14 protein-coding genes are annotated in these 12,452 nt (G+C 71.1%); 7 read left to right on the top strand and 7 right to left on the bottom strand.

Features of this window, described 5'->3' with window-relative positions; all coding sequences use genetic code 11:
- Positions 1-59 precede the first annotated feature (59 nt).
- Complete coding sequence (locus tag ACFVQ0_RS31105; RefSeq protein ID WP_390092527.1) at positions 60-1,580, top strand: aldehyde dehydrogenase (NADP(+)); 1,521 nt, start codon at positions 60-62, stop codon at positions 1,578-1,580.
- Entirely contained in the window at positions 1,577-2,188 is a 612-nt protein-coding gene (locus tag ACFVQ0_RS31100) for a DUF1349 domain-containing protein (RefSeq protein WP_390092526.1), read from the top strand. Before ACFVQ0_RS31105 ends, ACFVQ0_RS31100 begins: the two co-directional genes overlap by 4 nt.
- An 84-nt stretch (positions 2,189-2,272) precedes the next feature.
- Here ACFVQ0_RS31100 and ACFVQ0_RS31095 read toward each other — a convergent pair whose 3' ends face one another.
- The 7 genes from ACFVQ0_RS31095 to ACFVQ0_RS31065 all read right to left on the bottom strand — a co-directional run bounded on the left by ACFVQ0_RS31095 (position 2,273) and on the right by ACFVQ0_RS31065 (position 8,244).
- Complete coding sequence (locus ACFVQ0_RS31095) at positions 2,273-3,682, bottom strand: PP2C family protein-serine/threonine phosphatase (protein ID WP_390092525.1); 1,410 nt, start codon at positions 3,680-3,682, stop codon at positions 2,273-2,275.
- On the bottom strand, positions 3,679-4,908 hold the full coding sequence (locus ACFVQ0_RS31090) for an ATP-binding protein (RefSeq protein WP_390092524.1): 1,230 nt from the start codon (positions 4,906-4,908) through the stop codon (positions 3,679-3,681). The genes ACFVQ0_RS31095 and ACFVQ0_RS31090 overlap by 4 nt, the downstream gene beginning before the upstream one ends.
- The gene (locus ACFVQ0_RS31085) at positions 4,905-5,318 is read right to left on the bottom strand and encodes an ATP-binding protein (protein ID WP_390092523.1); all 414 of its coding nucleotides are present in this window, start codon (positions 5,316-5,318) and stop codon (positions 4,905-4,907) included. Before ACFVQ0_RS31085 ends, ACFVQ0_RS31090 begins: the two co-directional genes overlap by 4 nt.
- Entirely contained in the window at positions 5,315-5,755 is a 441-nt protein-coding gene (locus ACFVQ0_RS31080) for an STAS domain-containing protein (RefSeq protein ID WP_390092522.1), read from the bottom strand. The genes ACFVQ0_RS31085 and ACFVQ0_RS31080 overlap by 4 nt, the downstream gene beginning before the upstream one ends.
- Positions 5,752-6,603: an STAS domain-containing protein gene (locus ACFVQ0_RS31075; protein WP_390092521.1), complete on the bottom strand. Its 852-nt coding sequence runs from the start codon at positions 6,601-6,603 to the stop codon at positions 5,752-5,754. The genes ACFVQ0_RS31080 and ACFVQ0_RS31075 overlap by 4 nt, the downstream gene beginning before the upstream one ends.
- Positions 6,604-6,760: 157 nt before the next feature.
- On the bottom strand, positions 6,761-7,252 hold the full coding sequence (locus tag ACFVQ0_RS31070; RefSeq protein WP_390092520.1) for an ATP-binding protein: 492 nt from the start codon (positions 7,250-7,252) through the stop codon (positions 6,761-6,763).
- A 125-nt stretch (positions 7,253-7,377) separates the two neighbouring features.
- Positions 7,378-8,244, bottom strand: coding sequence for a SigB/SigF/SigG family RNA polymerase sigma factor (locus tag ACFVQ0_RS31065; RefSeq protein ID WP_390092519.1), 867 nt, complete (start codon positions 8,242-8,244; stop codon positions 7,378-7,380).
- A 234-nt stretch (positions 8,245-8,478) separates the two neighbouring features.
- Here ACFVQ0_RS31065 and ACFVQ0_RS31060 point away from each other — a divergent pair, with 234 nt between their 5' ends.
- From ACFVQ0_RS31060 to ACFVQ0_RS31040, 5 genes are all read left to right on the top strand, one after another.
- Positions 8,479-8,652 (top strand): CsbD family protein, encoded by a 174-nt coding sequence (locus tag ACFVQ0_RS31060; protein WP_390092518.1) that lies wholly within the window; start codon positions 8,479-8,481, stop codon positions 8,650-8,652.
- Positions 8,653-8,931: 279 nt separating this feature from the next.
- Positions 8,932-9,897 (top strand): polysaccharide lyase family 1 protein, encoded by a 966-nt coding sequence (locus ACFVQ0_RS31055; RefSeq protein WP_390092516.1) that lies wholly within the window; start codon positions 8,932-8,934, stop codon positions 9,895-9,897.
- A 73-nt stretch (positions 9,898-9,970) separates the two neighbouring features.
- Positions 9,971-10,456: a GNAT family N-acetyltransferase gene (locus ACFVQ0_RS31050; RefSeq protein WP_390092515.1), complete on the top strand. Its 486-nt coding sequence runs from the start codon at positions 9,971-9,973 to the stop codon at positions 10,454-10,456.
- 118 nt (positions 10,457-10,574) lie between these two features.
- Entirely contained in the window at positions 10,575-11,297 is a 723-nt protein-coding gene (locus tag ACFVQ0_RS31045) for a DsbA family oxidoreductase (RefSeq protein ID WP_390092514.1), read from the top strand.
- Positions 11,298-11,389: 92 nt separating this feature from the next.
- Positions 11,390-12,451: an aminotransferase class V-fold PLP-dependent enzyme gene (locus tag ACFVQ0_RS31040; protein WP_390092513.1), complete on the top strand. Its 1,062-nt coding sequence runs from the start codon at positions 11,390-11,392 to the stop codon at positions 12,449-12,451.
- Position 12,452 lies beyond the last annotated feature (1 nt).

Here is a 12,452-nt window from a genome sequence, read left to right as displayed (position 1 = left end):
TTTGTTCAGAATACCGAACAACTTCTGATGTGTGGCACGTGGAGCGGAAGGAAAAATCGGTGGCAGCAGCACCAGTCTGGAGCGTCGACCCCCGCACCGGGAACCCGCGTGAGCAGGTTGCGGTGGAGGCTACAGCGGAGGAGGTCGACCGGGCGGTCCGGGCCGCCCACGCCGCACGTGCCTCGCTCGCGGACCGCACCGCGCGCGCCGCCTTCCTGCGCACCGCGGCCGATCTGCTCGCCGAGGCCGGTGAGCACGTCATCGAGGCCGCCGACGCGGAGACGGCCCTCGGCCCGGCCCGGCTCACCGGGGAACTCGCGCGCACCGCAGCCCAGTTGCGGGCCTTCGCGGAGGTCGTGGACGAGGGCGCGTTCCTCGACATCCACATCGACCACGAGGACGCCACCCGCACCCCGCCGTGGCCCGACCTGCGCCGCTACAAGATCCCGCTCGGGGTCGTCGCCGTCTACGCGGCCAGCAACTTCCCGCTCGCGTTCTCCGTGCCCGGCGGCGACACCGCCAGCGCCCTCGCGGCCGGCTGCCCGGTCGTCGTGAAGGCGCACCCCGACCACCCGGCGACCTCCGAGCTCTGCGCCGCCGTGCTGCGCAGGGCGGCCGCCCAGGCCGGTCTGCCCGAGGACGTCATCACCGTCGTGCACGGCTTCGACGCGGGCGTCGAGCTGGTCAAGCACCCGCTCGTCAGCGCCGCCGGCTTCACCGGCTCGGTACGCGGCGGCCGCGCCCTCTTCGACGCGGCGGCGGCCAGGCCCGCCCCCATCCCGTTCCACGGCGAGCTCGGCTCCCTCAACCCCGTCGTCGTCACGGAGGCGGCCGCCGCGGAGCGCGCCGAGCAGATCGGTGCCGGGCTCGCGGGCTCGATGACCATGGGCGCGGGCCAGTTCTGCACCAAGCCCGGATTCGTCCTCGCCCCGGCGGGCGGCACGGGCGACCGCCTCCTGAAGTCCCTCACAGAGGCGGTCAGCGACACCGAGGCCGGCGTCCTGCTCGACCACCGGATGCGCGACGCCTTCCTCGCCGGAGTCGGCGAGCGCGCGGCACTCCCGGACGTGGACGCCCCGGTCACCCCCGGCGCGGGCGGCGAGCACACCGTCGCGGCCGGATTCCTGACCGTACCGGCGCACCTCCTCACCACAGAGGGCCCGCACGACGCGCTCCTGGAGGAGTGCTTCGGGCCGGTCACCGTCGTGGCCCGCTACGCCTCGCAGGACGAGGTCACCGCGGTCCTCTCCCGGCTGCCCGGCAACCTCACCGCCACCCTCCAGATCGCCACGGAGCAGCCCGACGACAGCGCCGCCGCACTCCTCGCGGCGCTCACCCCGCTGGCCGGACGCGTCCTGGTCAACGGCTGGCCGACCGGCGTCGCCGTCGCCCCCGCCCAGCACCACGGCGGCCCCTACCCGGCCACCACCTCCACCTCCACCTCGGTCGGCGCCACCGCGATCGAGCGCTGGCTGCGTCCGGTCAGCTACCAGACGACCCCGGAGGCCCTGCTCCCGCCGGAGCTGCGCGAGGACAACCCGCAGGGGCTGCCGCGCCGGGTGGACGGACGCCGCGCATGACTCTGCGACTCCCCGAACTCCCCTTCGGCCTCGAACCGTTCGGCCCGGCGACGGAATGGGCCTACGAGGGCGGTGTACTGACCGGCCGCGCGGGCGCCCGGCAGGACCGTTTCGTACCGCCGGGCGGCACCGCCCTCGAACCGGCGAGCGACGCGCCCCGGCTGCTGGGCACCGCCCCCGAGGGCGACTTCCAGCTGATCGCCCGGGTGCGGGTCGGCTTCGCCGGCGCCTTCGACGCGGGGGTCCTCTACCTCCACGTCGGTGACCGCGAGTGGGCCAAGATCTGCCTGGAGCTCTCCCCGGACCGCCCCACCATCTGCACGGTCGTCACCCGGGGCCACTCCGACGACGTCAACTCCTTCGTCGTGGACGGCGACAGCTACTGGCTGCGGCTGAGCCGCACCGGCCACGCCTTCGCCTGCCACGCCTCCGCCGACGGCGAGAAGTGGACCTTCGTCCGAGTCTTCGCCCTGGGCACCCCGGAGCAGACGGCCGCCGCGTCCATCGGCTTCCTGGTCCAGTCGCCCACGGGGGAGGGCTGCGAGGCCTCCTTCGACGGGATCACGTTCCGCCCGACGGGCCTCGCCGACCTCCGCGACGGCAGCTGACCGGACGGCGCACCCGCGTACCGCGATGCGCCGTCCTCCGGACAGGGAGGCGGGGCATCGCGGTACGCGGATGGCGCGCGCCCGTCAGGCGGGTGATCGCGGCGCGGCTACTCGCGCCGGGGCGGGGGGAGCGCTACGGATGTCCGCCGGGTGGAGGCGGGCCGCGAACACGATGATGTCGTCATCGGGATCGGCTCCGAACGCGGTCAGGAGTTCGGAGCACAGCTCTTCGGGCTCCTCCGGCCCGGCCGCGACGGCGGCGCCCAGGAGTTCCAAGCGGGCGTCGAGGTCGCTGTCGCGGGTCTCGATGAGGCCGTCGGTGACCATCAGGAGCCGGCTGCCCGGCTCGACCGGGTGGCTGACGGCGACGGGGTGCGGGAGCCCCAGGCCCAGGAGCGGGCCGTGCTCGTTCAGGTAGCGCGGTACACCGCCCGGGGCCAGGAGCAGGGGTGGCAGGTGGCCGGCGTTGGCTATGTGCAGGCGGGCATTGCCCGGTTCGATCAGCACGATGCACAAGGTGGCCGTCCATCCCGGCTGATGCAGACCCAGCAGGTGGTCCAGATGCTCCAGCAGGACATGCGGGGGGTGCCCTTGGCAGGCGTAGGCACGCAGGGCATGGCGCAGTCCGCCCATGACCATGGCAGCTTGGAGGGAGTGGCCCACGACGTCGCCGACGGCGAGGAGGAGTCCGTGCGGGGTGTCGACGGCTTCGTAGAAGTCGCCGCCGATCTCGGTCAGGGCGGCGGCGGGCAGGTAGCGCACGGCGAGGTCCACCCCGGGTGAACGGGGCAGGGCATCGGGCAGGAACGTGCGTTGCAGGGCCAGGGCGAGCTCGTGTTCCTCCCCGAAGCGTTCCACCACGTCCTTGTGCTCGACCGTCAGTTCCGCGTAGAGGGCCATCACCCCGGCGTTGGTCTCGGTCAGCTCCTCGTTGAGCCTTTCCAGCTCGGCGCGTTGGGCGTGGGCCTCCTGCAGTGCCGCCATCAGATCGCGGGACTGCGCCTGCAGGTCGTCGATCGCGCTCGCTGGACTGCCGGACCCCAGGAGCGCCGACACCTGGTCCACGTCCAGGTCCTGCGCGGCGGACCCGGGAATGAGGCAGGTGATCTCGATCCGGCCGCCGCGTGGGCGGGCCGCGGGCACCGTCGGGTGCTCCGCGGCGTTGCCGGCCGATTCGTAGCGTGTCTGCGGCAGCAGGCGGGTGACAGCGGTCAGCGACTCGCGGCTCGGCTCGCGGTCGTCCCGCCACTGCAGGAGGGCCTGGAACGCGGCCGGTTGCCGCTGCACACTGAAGGCGGCGGTCATGACGGCGGGGCGCAGCAGGTCGCGGCCCAGCTCGCTCAGCGCGGTGGCGAGGCGCACCTGGTCACGGCTGTCGAGGCCGACGGCCTGGGTGACGATCTTGGCGTTGCGGCGCAGAGCGAAAACGTCTTGCTCGGTGCTGACTGGAGTGACCAGCAGGGGAGTGTGATCGCCGGAGGACTGCCCGCTCACCCCGCCGCCTTCGCTACCACCGCGCTGGCATCGTCGCGGCGGGTTCCGGCATGCCGCAGCAGATGTGCGGCGATGAGAGCGGGGGGGTGGTGCAGTACGGAGGCCAGGTCGGTGGGGGCCCAGCGTTCGCTGAGCCCGTCGGAGTGCATGACCAGGACTCCGCGGGCCGGCAGGCTGCTCTCATAGGTGCGCAGATGGCGCATCTGGTGACCGACGATGCCGGGGTGGGACACCAGGTTCGCCCGGCTCGTGGTGGTGACCAGGGCTGCGGTGATGTTCCCGACGCCGCAGAACAGCACCCGGTCGTCCGACTCGATGCGGGCGATGGCCACGGCCGCGCCCCGGGTTCCGCGCAGGGCCCGGTGCACCTGCTCCATCGCCTGCTCGGGCGTGCGAGCGGCCCCCGTGCGGAAGGCCTGCACAGCGGCCTGTGCGGCCAGCGCCGCCATCGGCCCGTGGCCCAGCCCGTCGCAGGACATCACCAGCGTGGCCTGCCCCGGCCCCGCGACAGCGGCACGCACCAGAGGAACCGAACGCCCCCTTGTTCCGGGACGCGACGAGGAATCGGCGTCCGGCGAGGCACCGGAGACCCGCTCGCCCTGCGGCCGGGTGGCGGTCATGGCCGACCAGTCCGGCGCGACGGGGCCCGTGACCCGCCGGGGTGTGGCCTCTTCGCGGTGCGCCGATGAGGCCCGCTCGCCGGTGTCGACGCGTGCCATCCAGGCATCACCGCAGACCTCTTCGCCGCTGATCGCCCGGGTGATCCCGCTCACGGCCACCTCGCCCGCCCTTGACGGGCGAGAGGAGCGCGGCCAGAAACTGGCCACCTGTACGGTCCCGATCCCCGGCTGCGAGTGAATGTCGAAGCTGTCGGCCAGACGGTGTACGGCGCCGAGGCCAATGCCCAGGGTCCCGGCCGTCGAGGTCCCGTCCCGCAGTGCCGCCGTGACATCGGCTATGCCGGGGCCACCGTCCACGACGATCACCTCGACCCCGGCCACCTCCTGATTGCGCAGCACGCGCAGCAGCACGGACCCGTTGACGGCGTGCTTGGTGAGGTTGGCCGCCAGCTCGGCCACCGCCAGGACCAGCTCAGCGGTGCGCGTCTCGCCGAGCCCGATGCGACGGCCCAGGGCGGCGGCGGAGCCCCGGGCGGCTTCCGGCTGGTCACGGAACCAGGCCACGTCCTCGCACTCCACCGCCAGCAGCTCTCCGTGGGCGTTCATCGGCCCCACTTGGTGATGGTCACGGTGGTTCCCTGGCCCGGAGCGGTGTCCAGGACGAAGTCGTCGACGAGCCGTTTGGAGCCGGACAGGCCAAGGCCCATGCCGCTCCCCGAGGTCCATCCGTCGGTCATGGCGAGGTCGGTGTCCTCGATGCCCCGCCCCTGGTCGGTGAAGACCAGCCGCACCCCGTGCCGGCCGCGTTCATCCACCAGGCCGGCGGTCATGGTGCCGCCGCCACCGTGGATCAGGGTGTTGCGTGCCAGCTCACTGGCGGCAGTGATCAGTTTGGTCTGTTCCACCAGCGACAGACGGCACTGCTGCGCCAGGACACGCACGAGTTGACGGGCCTGTACGACCCCGGCGTTGGCGCTGATCTCCAAGACCTCCGGGCCGTCGGTGCGGCCGTTCACTGGTCAGCCGCGGCATCCCGGACGACGCTCCCGTAGTCAGCTCGGGCCGGAGATCCGAACCCGGATTCGCTCATCGCCGCAGCGCGGGCCCGCTCCAGCACGCGCAGCCCCTTGTCCAGGGTCAGCGCTGTTCTCACGCCGCCCAGGGACAGGCCGAGCTCGACCAGGGTGATGGCGACGGCCGGGCGCATACCGACCACCACGGTCTGTGCGTCCAGCAGGCGTGAGATGGAGGCGATCGTGGCCAGCATCCGGCCCACGAAGGAGTCGACGATCTCCACAGCGGTGATGTCGATGACCACCCCGTGCGCCCCGGATGCCACCACCGCGGCCGCCAGATCGTCCTGAAGCAGCATCACGGCCTGGTCATCCAGGTCCGTCTGGATGGACACCAGCAGCGTCTGTCCGATCCGCAGGACCGGAACCCGCTCGGTCACTGTCCGGCCTGCGGAGCCGTGCGCGAGACGGCGAGGCCGGAGCGGCGCAGTGCGTGCCGCAACGCGTCAGCCAGGGTGGCCTTGGTCACGATGTCGCCGAAGTCGATGCCCAGGGCGACGATGGTCTGCGCGATCTGCGGGCGGATGCCGGAGATGACACACTCGGCGCCCATCAGGCGAGCCGCCACCACGGTCTTGTGCAGGTGCTGGGCGACTTCCGTATCCACGGCCGGGACGCCCGTGATGTCGATGATGGCCTGCTCGGAGCCGGTATCGATGAGCGCCTGGAGCATCTTCTCCATCACGACCATCGTGCGGGCCGAATCCAGGGTCCCCACCAGGGGAACGCCCACGACGCCGTCCCACAGCTTCACGACCGGCGTCGACAGTTCAAGCAGTTGTTCGGCCTGAGCCGAAATCAGTTCTTCGCGGGCACGTGAGTACACCTCGATGGTGAACAGCCCGAGCGTGTCCAGCAGCCCGGCGAAATGCAGGTATGCCTGTACATCGCCGCCCTCACTGGTCACGGAGGGTTCCAGGACCTCCTTGAGGGCGAAAACGCTGACAGCGGTCTCGGTGGGAGTGAAACCCTGGCGGGCGCGGTCACGTGACAGCTCGCTCAGCAAGGCTCGTACCTCACCGAACGTCTCTGAGCGACCGTCCAGGCTGCCCCTCTTCAGGGCCGCCACGAGCGCGGTGTAGAGCTCCTGAAGCTCGCGCTGGACCTCCGCGCGGCTCACCCGCCCACCCAGCGAGCCAGTGACGTTGTCCGCCCACTCGGCGCCCAGGTCCTCACCTCGGACGGACAGCAGACCGACCAATCGGTCCGAAACGTCTCTACCAGACACGACGCACATCCTCAGTACGGGAGACCATATGGTCTTTTGCGGAACACTGAGCTATCCGGGTGAAGCGCGACACGCTGCTGGTCGGCCCACGCGTGCGAATCTCCGCTCGCCCGAGTCCGGAGCCGGTGTCCGGCCACCGCAGGAGGAGCGGGGCGTCTTACTCGCGTGACGTCGGCCACATCTGAATGCCGAGGACGTTGCCGCCGGGGTCGTCGGTGAGAGCGATGGTCGCGGTGATCTGCTTACCGACCGGCTTCCTGTTCATGGCAAGGCTCTGACTCACAGCCATCACGATCTCCAGGCCGTGCTGACCTATCCGGGACGAGTCCGGCGACAGGATGACCGGCAGCGTCGTGCCGCCGTCCCAGACGCGTACACGGACCGCTCCGTCCTGGATATCCAACGTCAGCACGGAGGGGCCGGGCGCGTATTTGCGCGCGTTCGTGACCAGTTCGCTGACCACGAGTTGCACGTTCCCCAAGACGCGGTCCGACACCGGGAACCCGTGAAGGGCCTGTACGTCCGCCAGGAACGACCGGGCCAGCGCGCGAGCCTCCGCGATCTCTGTGGTGTCTTCGAATATCGCAGACGCCGCAGAAGGGCTGTCCGTCATGGAACGCTGACCGTGTTTGTGCGCTGCCTGGTCCATCGATTTCCCCCGTTGTTCGGACATTCGCCACCCACGAGTGGCTCCTACCCCCGAAACCTCATCCGAGACAGTCGGCTTCGTCCACGGGGCCGGTGCCACACGGGTCCGCTGTTCGCCCGTCCCGGTCAGTCCTCGGTGAGCATGCCGGCGCGGAGTCCGGTGATGATACGGGTGATCATCCGTGAGACATGCATCTGGGAGACGCCGAGTTGGGCGCCGATCTGGGACTGGGTCATCTCTTGGCCGAAGCGCATCTGAATGATCGCGCGATCACGTTCTCCGAGTGTCTCCAGCAGCGGCGCCAGGGCGTGCAGGTCCTCGAACAGCTGCATGCCGGGGTCGCAGTCACCGTTGATGTCGGCGTAGGTGGCACCTGCGTCGGAACCGTCGCGGTCGTTGCCGCCGACAGGCAGGTCGAGGGAGCCGGCGGTGTAGCCGTTCGCGGCGATGAGCCCGTCGATGACCTCCTCCTCGCTGATCCGCAGGTGGGCCGCGAGCTCCGCGATGGTGGCGTCACGGTCCAGTGCGACGCCGAGGTCCTCCTTCGCCTTGGCGAGGGTGACCCGTAGTTCCTGCAGCCGACGGGGGACGTGGACGGACCAGGTGGTGTCGCGGAAGAACCGCTTGATCTCTCCCACGATGTAAGGAATCGCGAAGGAGGTGAACTCGACCTCGCGGCTGAGCTCGAACCGGTCGATGGCCTTGATCAGGCCGATGGTGCCGACCTGAACGATGTCTTCCATCTGCCCGTCGCCGCGATTGCGGTAGCGCTTGGCGGCGAAATGCACCAGCGACAGGTTCATCTCTATGAGCGTGTTGCGCGCGTACTGGTACTCGACGGTCCCTTCTTCGAGTACCAGCAACTGGTCGAAGAAGATTTTGCTGAGCTGGCGGGCGTCCTTCGGCGCGACGTTCTGCGGATCCGCGATCTCCGGAAGGGCAGCCGGTATCGCGGCTGCTCTTCGGTCCGGGGCCTGCACGGGTACTGACATGATGTTTGTTTCCCTCCACCGGGTTGCCCTCACGGGCTTCACATGGGCGGCTGCATGTGTACCCCTGGATTCGAGGTCCACACGCCGTCCGGGGGAGCCGGTTTCCAAGAGCCGCTACCAGTCGCCGCGTTCCTGTCGCCTCGCACGCCCGGATTGGGGCCGCGATGTTTGGAACGGCTGATGCGGGTCAGGCGGTGGGTGTCCCAACCTCAAGTACAGCAAGGTGTGAGTGACATGGCTGCCGATGAGAAGACCCAGGCCAAGACCGAGCAGGCCAAGGGCAAGGTCAAGGAAGCCGCCGGTCGCACCGTCGGCAACGAGCGGCTCACCGCTGAGGGCCGGGCCGACCAGGCCAAGGGGGATGCCCGACAGGCCAAGGAGAAGGCCAAGGACGTCCTCAAGGACTGACACCGCCTTTCTCACGCCCGGGGGCGCCATGGACGAATCGTCCGTGGCGCCCCCGGGCGTTCCTGGCCTCCGGAGCCGCGGAACGTGAGGTTCCCGGATCCGGCCGGGCCCGGGGCCCACTTCCTTCCGCTGAACGGAAACATGGCCTCTCGACCCGGCAACCCCCCGCCCTCCGGCGACGACTACAGGGAGAAAGCGGCCGCCCAGCGAGCGCTCCGCGCCGCGTGCCGGCCGCTCGGCACCGCACTTCCCCGCACGTCGTCGTACCGAAGGGACATCATGCGCATCCACCTCCGCACCCGTAGCCGCGGCCTCACCGCCCTCGCCGCCGGAACCGTCGCCGTCGTCGCCCTGCTTCCGGGCTCCGCCGGGGCCGCCGAGAGCTCCCCCGTGGGCTACGGGGCCGGGACGACCGGTGGCGGCGGCTCCGCCGCCGTGACCGTCACCAGCCTCGACGCCTTCAGGACCGCCGTCACCGGGACCGCCGCCAAGACCGTCAAGGTCAGCGGGATCATCTCGCTGAGCGGCCAGGTCGACATCGGGTCCAACACCACCGTGCTCGGCGTCGGTTCGTCCTCCGGGTTCACCGGTGGCGGGCTGCGGCTGAAGAACTCGACGAACATCGTGATCCGCAACCTCAACATCAGCAAGCCGGTCGCCCCCGCCGACGGGATCACCGTCCAGAAATCCACCAAGGTGTGGATCGACCACAACACGTTCTCCGCCGACCGCGACCACGACAAGGACTACTACGACGGTCTGCTCGACATCACCCACGCCTCCGACCAGGTCACCGTCTCCTGGAACACCTTCAAGGACCACTACAAGGGCAGCCTCGTCGGCCACAGCGACAACAACGCGAGCGAGGACACCGGCCACCTGCACGTGACGTACCACCACAACTACTTCGACAACGTCAACTCCCGTATCCCCAGCCTCCGGTTCGGCACCGGGCACTTCTACGACAACTACGTCGTGGGCGCCTCGACGGCGGTGCACTCCCGGATGGGCGCGCAGATGCTGGTGGAGAACAACGTCTTCCGCAGTACCGGTGTCGCCATCACCACCATCCGCGACAGCGACGAGGACGGCTACGTCGTGGAGCGCGGCAACGACCTCGGTGGCGCCTCCACCGAGATCTCGCAGGTCGGCACGTTGACCCAGGTGCCGTACTCGTACACCGCGGAACCGGCCTCGTCCGTCGTCTCCTCGGTTACCGGCGGAGCGGGCGCCGGTCACCTCTAGGACGTGTCCGCAGGCGTGCGGGGCGCTCCCGGACGGCCGCAACCTCCGGCCGTCCGGGAGCGTCCCCCTCAGCATGATCCGAATAGCCACGCCCGCCGATCTCGACGAGATAGTCCGCCTGCACACCGAAGCGCGGGCCACCTACTACCGCGGCCACCTCCCGGAGGAGGAGTACCTCGGCGCGGAGGAGGTCGGCCGCAGCCGGGGCGGCTGGGCCCGCGCCATCGACCGCGCGGACGCCACCGTGCTCTGCGCCGAGCGGGACGGCGTCCTCGCCGGAATCGCGGCCCACGCCGTGCGCGACGGCGCCATGCACCTGACCCAGCTCCACGTGGCACCGGACCGCTGGCGCGAGGGCGTCGGCACCGAGCTGCACGAGGCGTGCGTGGCGGCCTGGCAGCGGGACGGGGTGGCCGAAGCCCGGCTGGAGGTGTTCGTCCACAACACCCGCGCCCAGTCGTTCTACGCGGCCCGCGGCTGGACCCCCGACCCGGACCACCCCCGCGCGAGCGACCATCTGGTGCTGCGCCTGGCGGTGCCTGCCGGGGTACGCGCCTGAGCCGGGCGGGAACGGGCGGGCGGGAATGACATGGGCCCGGACAGGTGTTCCCACAGGAGCGGAGGGTCCCTCCGCGCTGTTTGAGCAGCCCCCCGAGAGCCCGGAGAGTAGAAGAGTCATGCGCGTCGAGATCTGGAGCGACATCGCCTGCCCGTGGTGCTACATCGGCAAGGCCCGTTTCGAGAAGGGCCTGGCCGGGTTCGCCCACCGTGACGAGGTCGAGGTGGTGCACCGCTCCTTCGAGCTCGACCCGGGCCGGGCCAAGGGCGACACCGTGCAGGTGCTCGACATGCTGGCGCGGAAGTACGGGCGCAGCCCGGAGGAGGCGCGGTCCATGGAGGCGAACGTCGCCGCCAACGCGCACGCCGAGGGGCTCGGCTACCGCAGCGAGGGGCGGGACCACGGCAGCACCTTCGACATCCACCGGCTGCTGCACCTGGCCAAGGCCCGCGGCCGTCAGGACGCCCTGCTGGACATCGCCTACCGGGCGAACTTCGCCGAGGAGCGGTCCGTCTTCGACGGTGAGGTGCTGGTCGAGCTCGCCGTCGAGGCCGGGCTGGACGCCGACGAGGCGCGCGCGGTGCTCGCCGACCCCGAGGCGTACGCCGCCGAGGTGCGGGCCGATGAGCGGGAGGCGTCCGAGCTGGGCGCCAACGGGGTGCCGTTCTTCGTGCTGGACCGGCGGTACGGGATCTCCGGCGGCCAGCCCGCCGAGGTCTTCGCGCAGGCCCTGGAGCAGGCCTGGCAGGACCGGCCGCTGACCGCCATCGGCGGCGACGCCGCGGCCTGCGACGCGGACGGCGCGTGCGAGGTCCCGGCGGCGGGCGGCGGCAACAGCTGACCCGCGACCCCCGGCACACATAAGCGTTGCTTGGGGATACCCCTTAACTATTGGTGATTGACCATGGGGTGGGGGGCCTCCAGGCTGGGCGCATGATGATCTCTTCGCTCAGCCGTGCGGTCGACGCCGAGTTCGCACCGGAGACCGCCTACCTCAACACCTCCAGCTGCGGGCTGCTGCCCCGCCGTACCGTGGCCGCGGTCAAAGCCCTCGCCGAGGAGAACGCCACCGGCCGCCGGGACGGTGCCGGGGACTTCGAGGCCGCCGACAGCGCGCGGGAGGGCTTCGCGCGGCTCGCCGGGGTCGCGGCCGGGCGGGTCGCGGTCGGCAGCTCGGTCTCCGTCCATGTCGGGCTGATCGCCTGCTCGCTGCCCGCCGGGGCCGAAGTGCTGGCGCCGGAAGGGGAGTTCAGCTCCGTCGTCAGCCCGTTCGCGGTCCGCGGCGACCTGCGGATGCGGTACGTCCCGCTGGAGGAGTTGGCCGACGCGGTGCGCCCGGAGACCGCGCTCGTCGCCTTCTCCGCGGTGCAGTCCGCCGACGGGCGGACCGCGGACCTGGACGCGGTGCGGGGCGCGGCCGCCGCCCACGGGGCCCGTACGCTCCTGGACACCACGCAGTCCGCGGGCTGGCTGCCGCTCGACGCCGGGGCGTACGACTACACGGTCGCGGGCGGGTACAAGTTCCTGCTCTGCCCGCGCGGCGCGTCGTTCCTCACCGTCACGCGGGAGGCGCAGGAGTCGCTGCCGCCGGTCTTCGCCGGGTGGGTCAGCGGCGCGGACCGCTGGGGCAGCACCTACGGGCCGGTCGCCGAGCTCGCGCCCGACGCCCGCCGCTACGACGAACCGCCCGCGTTCCTCTCGTACCACGGCGCGGAGCACTCCCTGGCCCTGCTGAACGAGATCGGCGCCGAGGCCCTGCACGCCCACGCCACCGGCCTGGCGGCCCGGTTCCGGGACGGGCTGGCCGGGGCGGGGCGCGAGGCGGTGCCGGGGGACTCCGCCGTGGTCGCGGTGCCCGGACTCGGGGAGCGGGCGGCGGAACTGGTGCGGGCCGGGGTGATGGTCTCCAACCGGGCCGGCAACCTGCGGGCCGCCTTCCACCTGTACAACACCGAGGCCGATGTGGACCGCGCGCTGGACGTGCTCACCGGCTGAG

This window comes from Streptomyces sp. NPDC057900, assembly GCF_042887885.1.
GTDB lineage: Bacteria > Actinomycetota > Actinomycetes > Streptomycetales > Streptomycetaceae > Streptomyces.
This window is presented reverse-complemented; position numbering and strand designations above follow the sequence as displayed.

Coding starts and splice junctions, on each gene's coding strand:
- ACFVQ0_RS31065 (WP_390092519.1), bottom strand. CDS start 8,244: ATGTCAGTACCCGTGCAGGCCCCGGACCGAAGAGCAGCCGCGATACCG.
- ACFVQ0_RS31090 (WP_390092524.1), bottom strand. CDS start 4,908: ATGAACGCCCACGGAGAGCTGCTGGCGGTGGAGTGCGAGGACGTGGCC.
- ACFVQ0_RS31055 (WP_390092516.1), top strand. CDS start 8,932: ATGCGCATCCACCTCCGCACCCGTAGCCGCGGCCTCACCGCCCTCGCC.
- ACFVQ0_RS31060 (WP_390092518.1), top strand. CDS start 8,479: ATGGCTGCCGATGAGAAGACCCAGGCCAAGACCGAGCAGGCCAAGGGC.
- ACFVQ0_RS31050 (WP_390092515.1), top strand. CDS start 9,971: ATGATCCGAATAGCCACGCCCGCCGATCTCGACGAGATAGTCCGCCTG.
- ACFVQ0_RS31040 (WP_390092513.1), top strand. CDS start 11,390: ATGATGATCTCTTCGCTCAGCCGTGCGGTCGACGCCGAGTTCGCACCG.
- ACFVQ0_RS31045 (WP_390092514.1), top strand. CDS start 10,575: ATGCGCGTCGAGATCTGGAGCGACATCGCCTGCCCGTGGTGCTACATC.
- ACFVQ0_RS31100 (WP_390092526.1), top strand. CDS start 1,577: ATGACTCTGCGACTCCCCGAACTCCCCTTCGGCCTCGAACCGTTCGGC.
- ACFVQ0_RS31070 (WP_390092520.1), bottom strand. CDS start 7,252: ATGGACCAGGCAGCGCACAAACACGGTCAGCGTTCCATGACGGACAGC.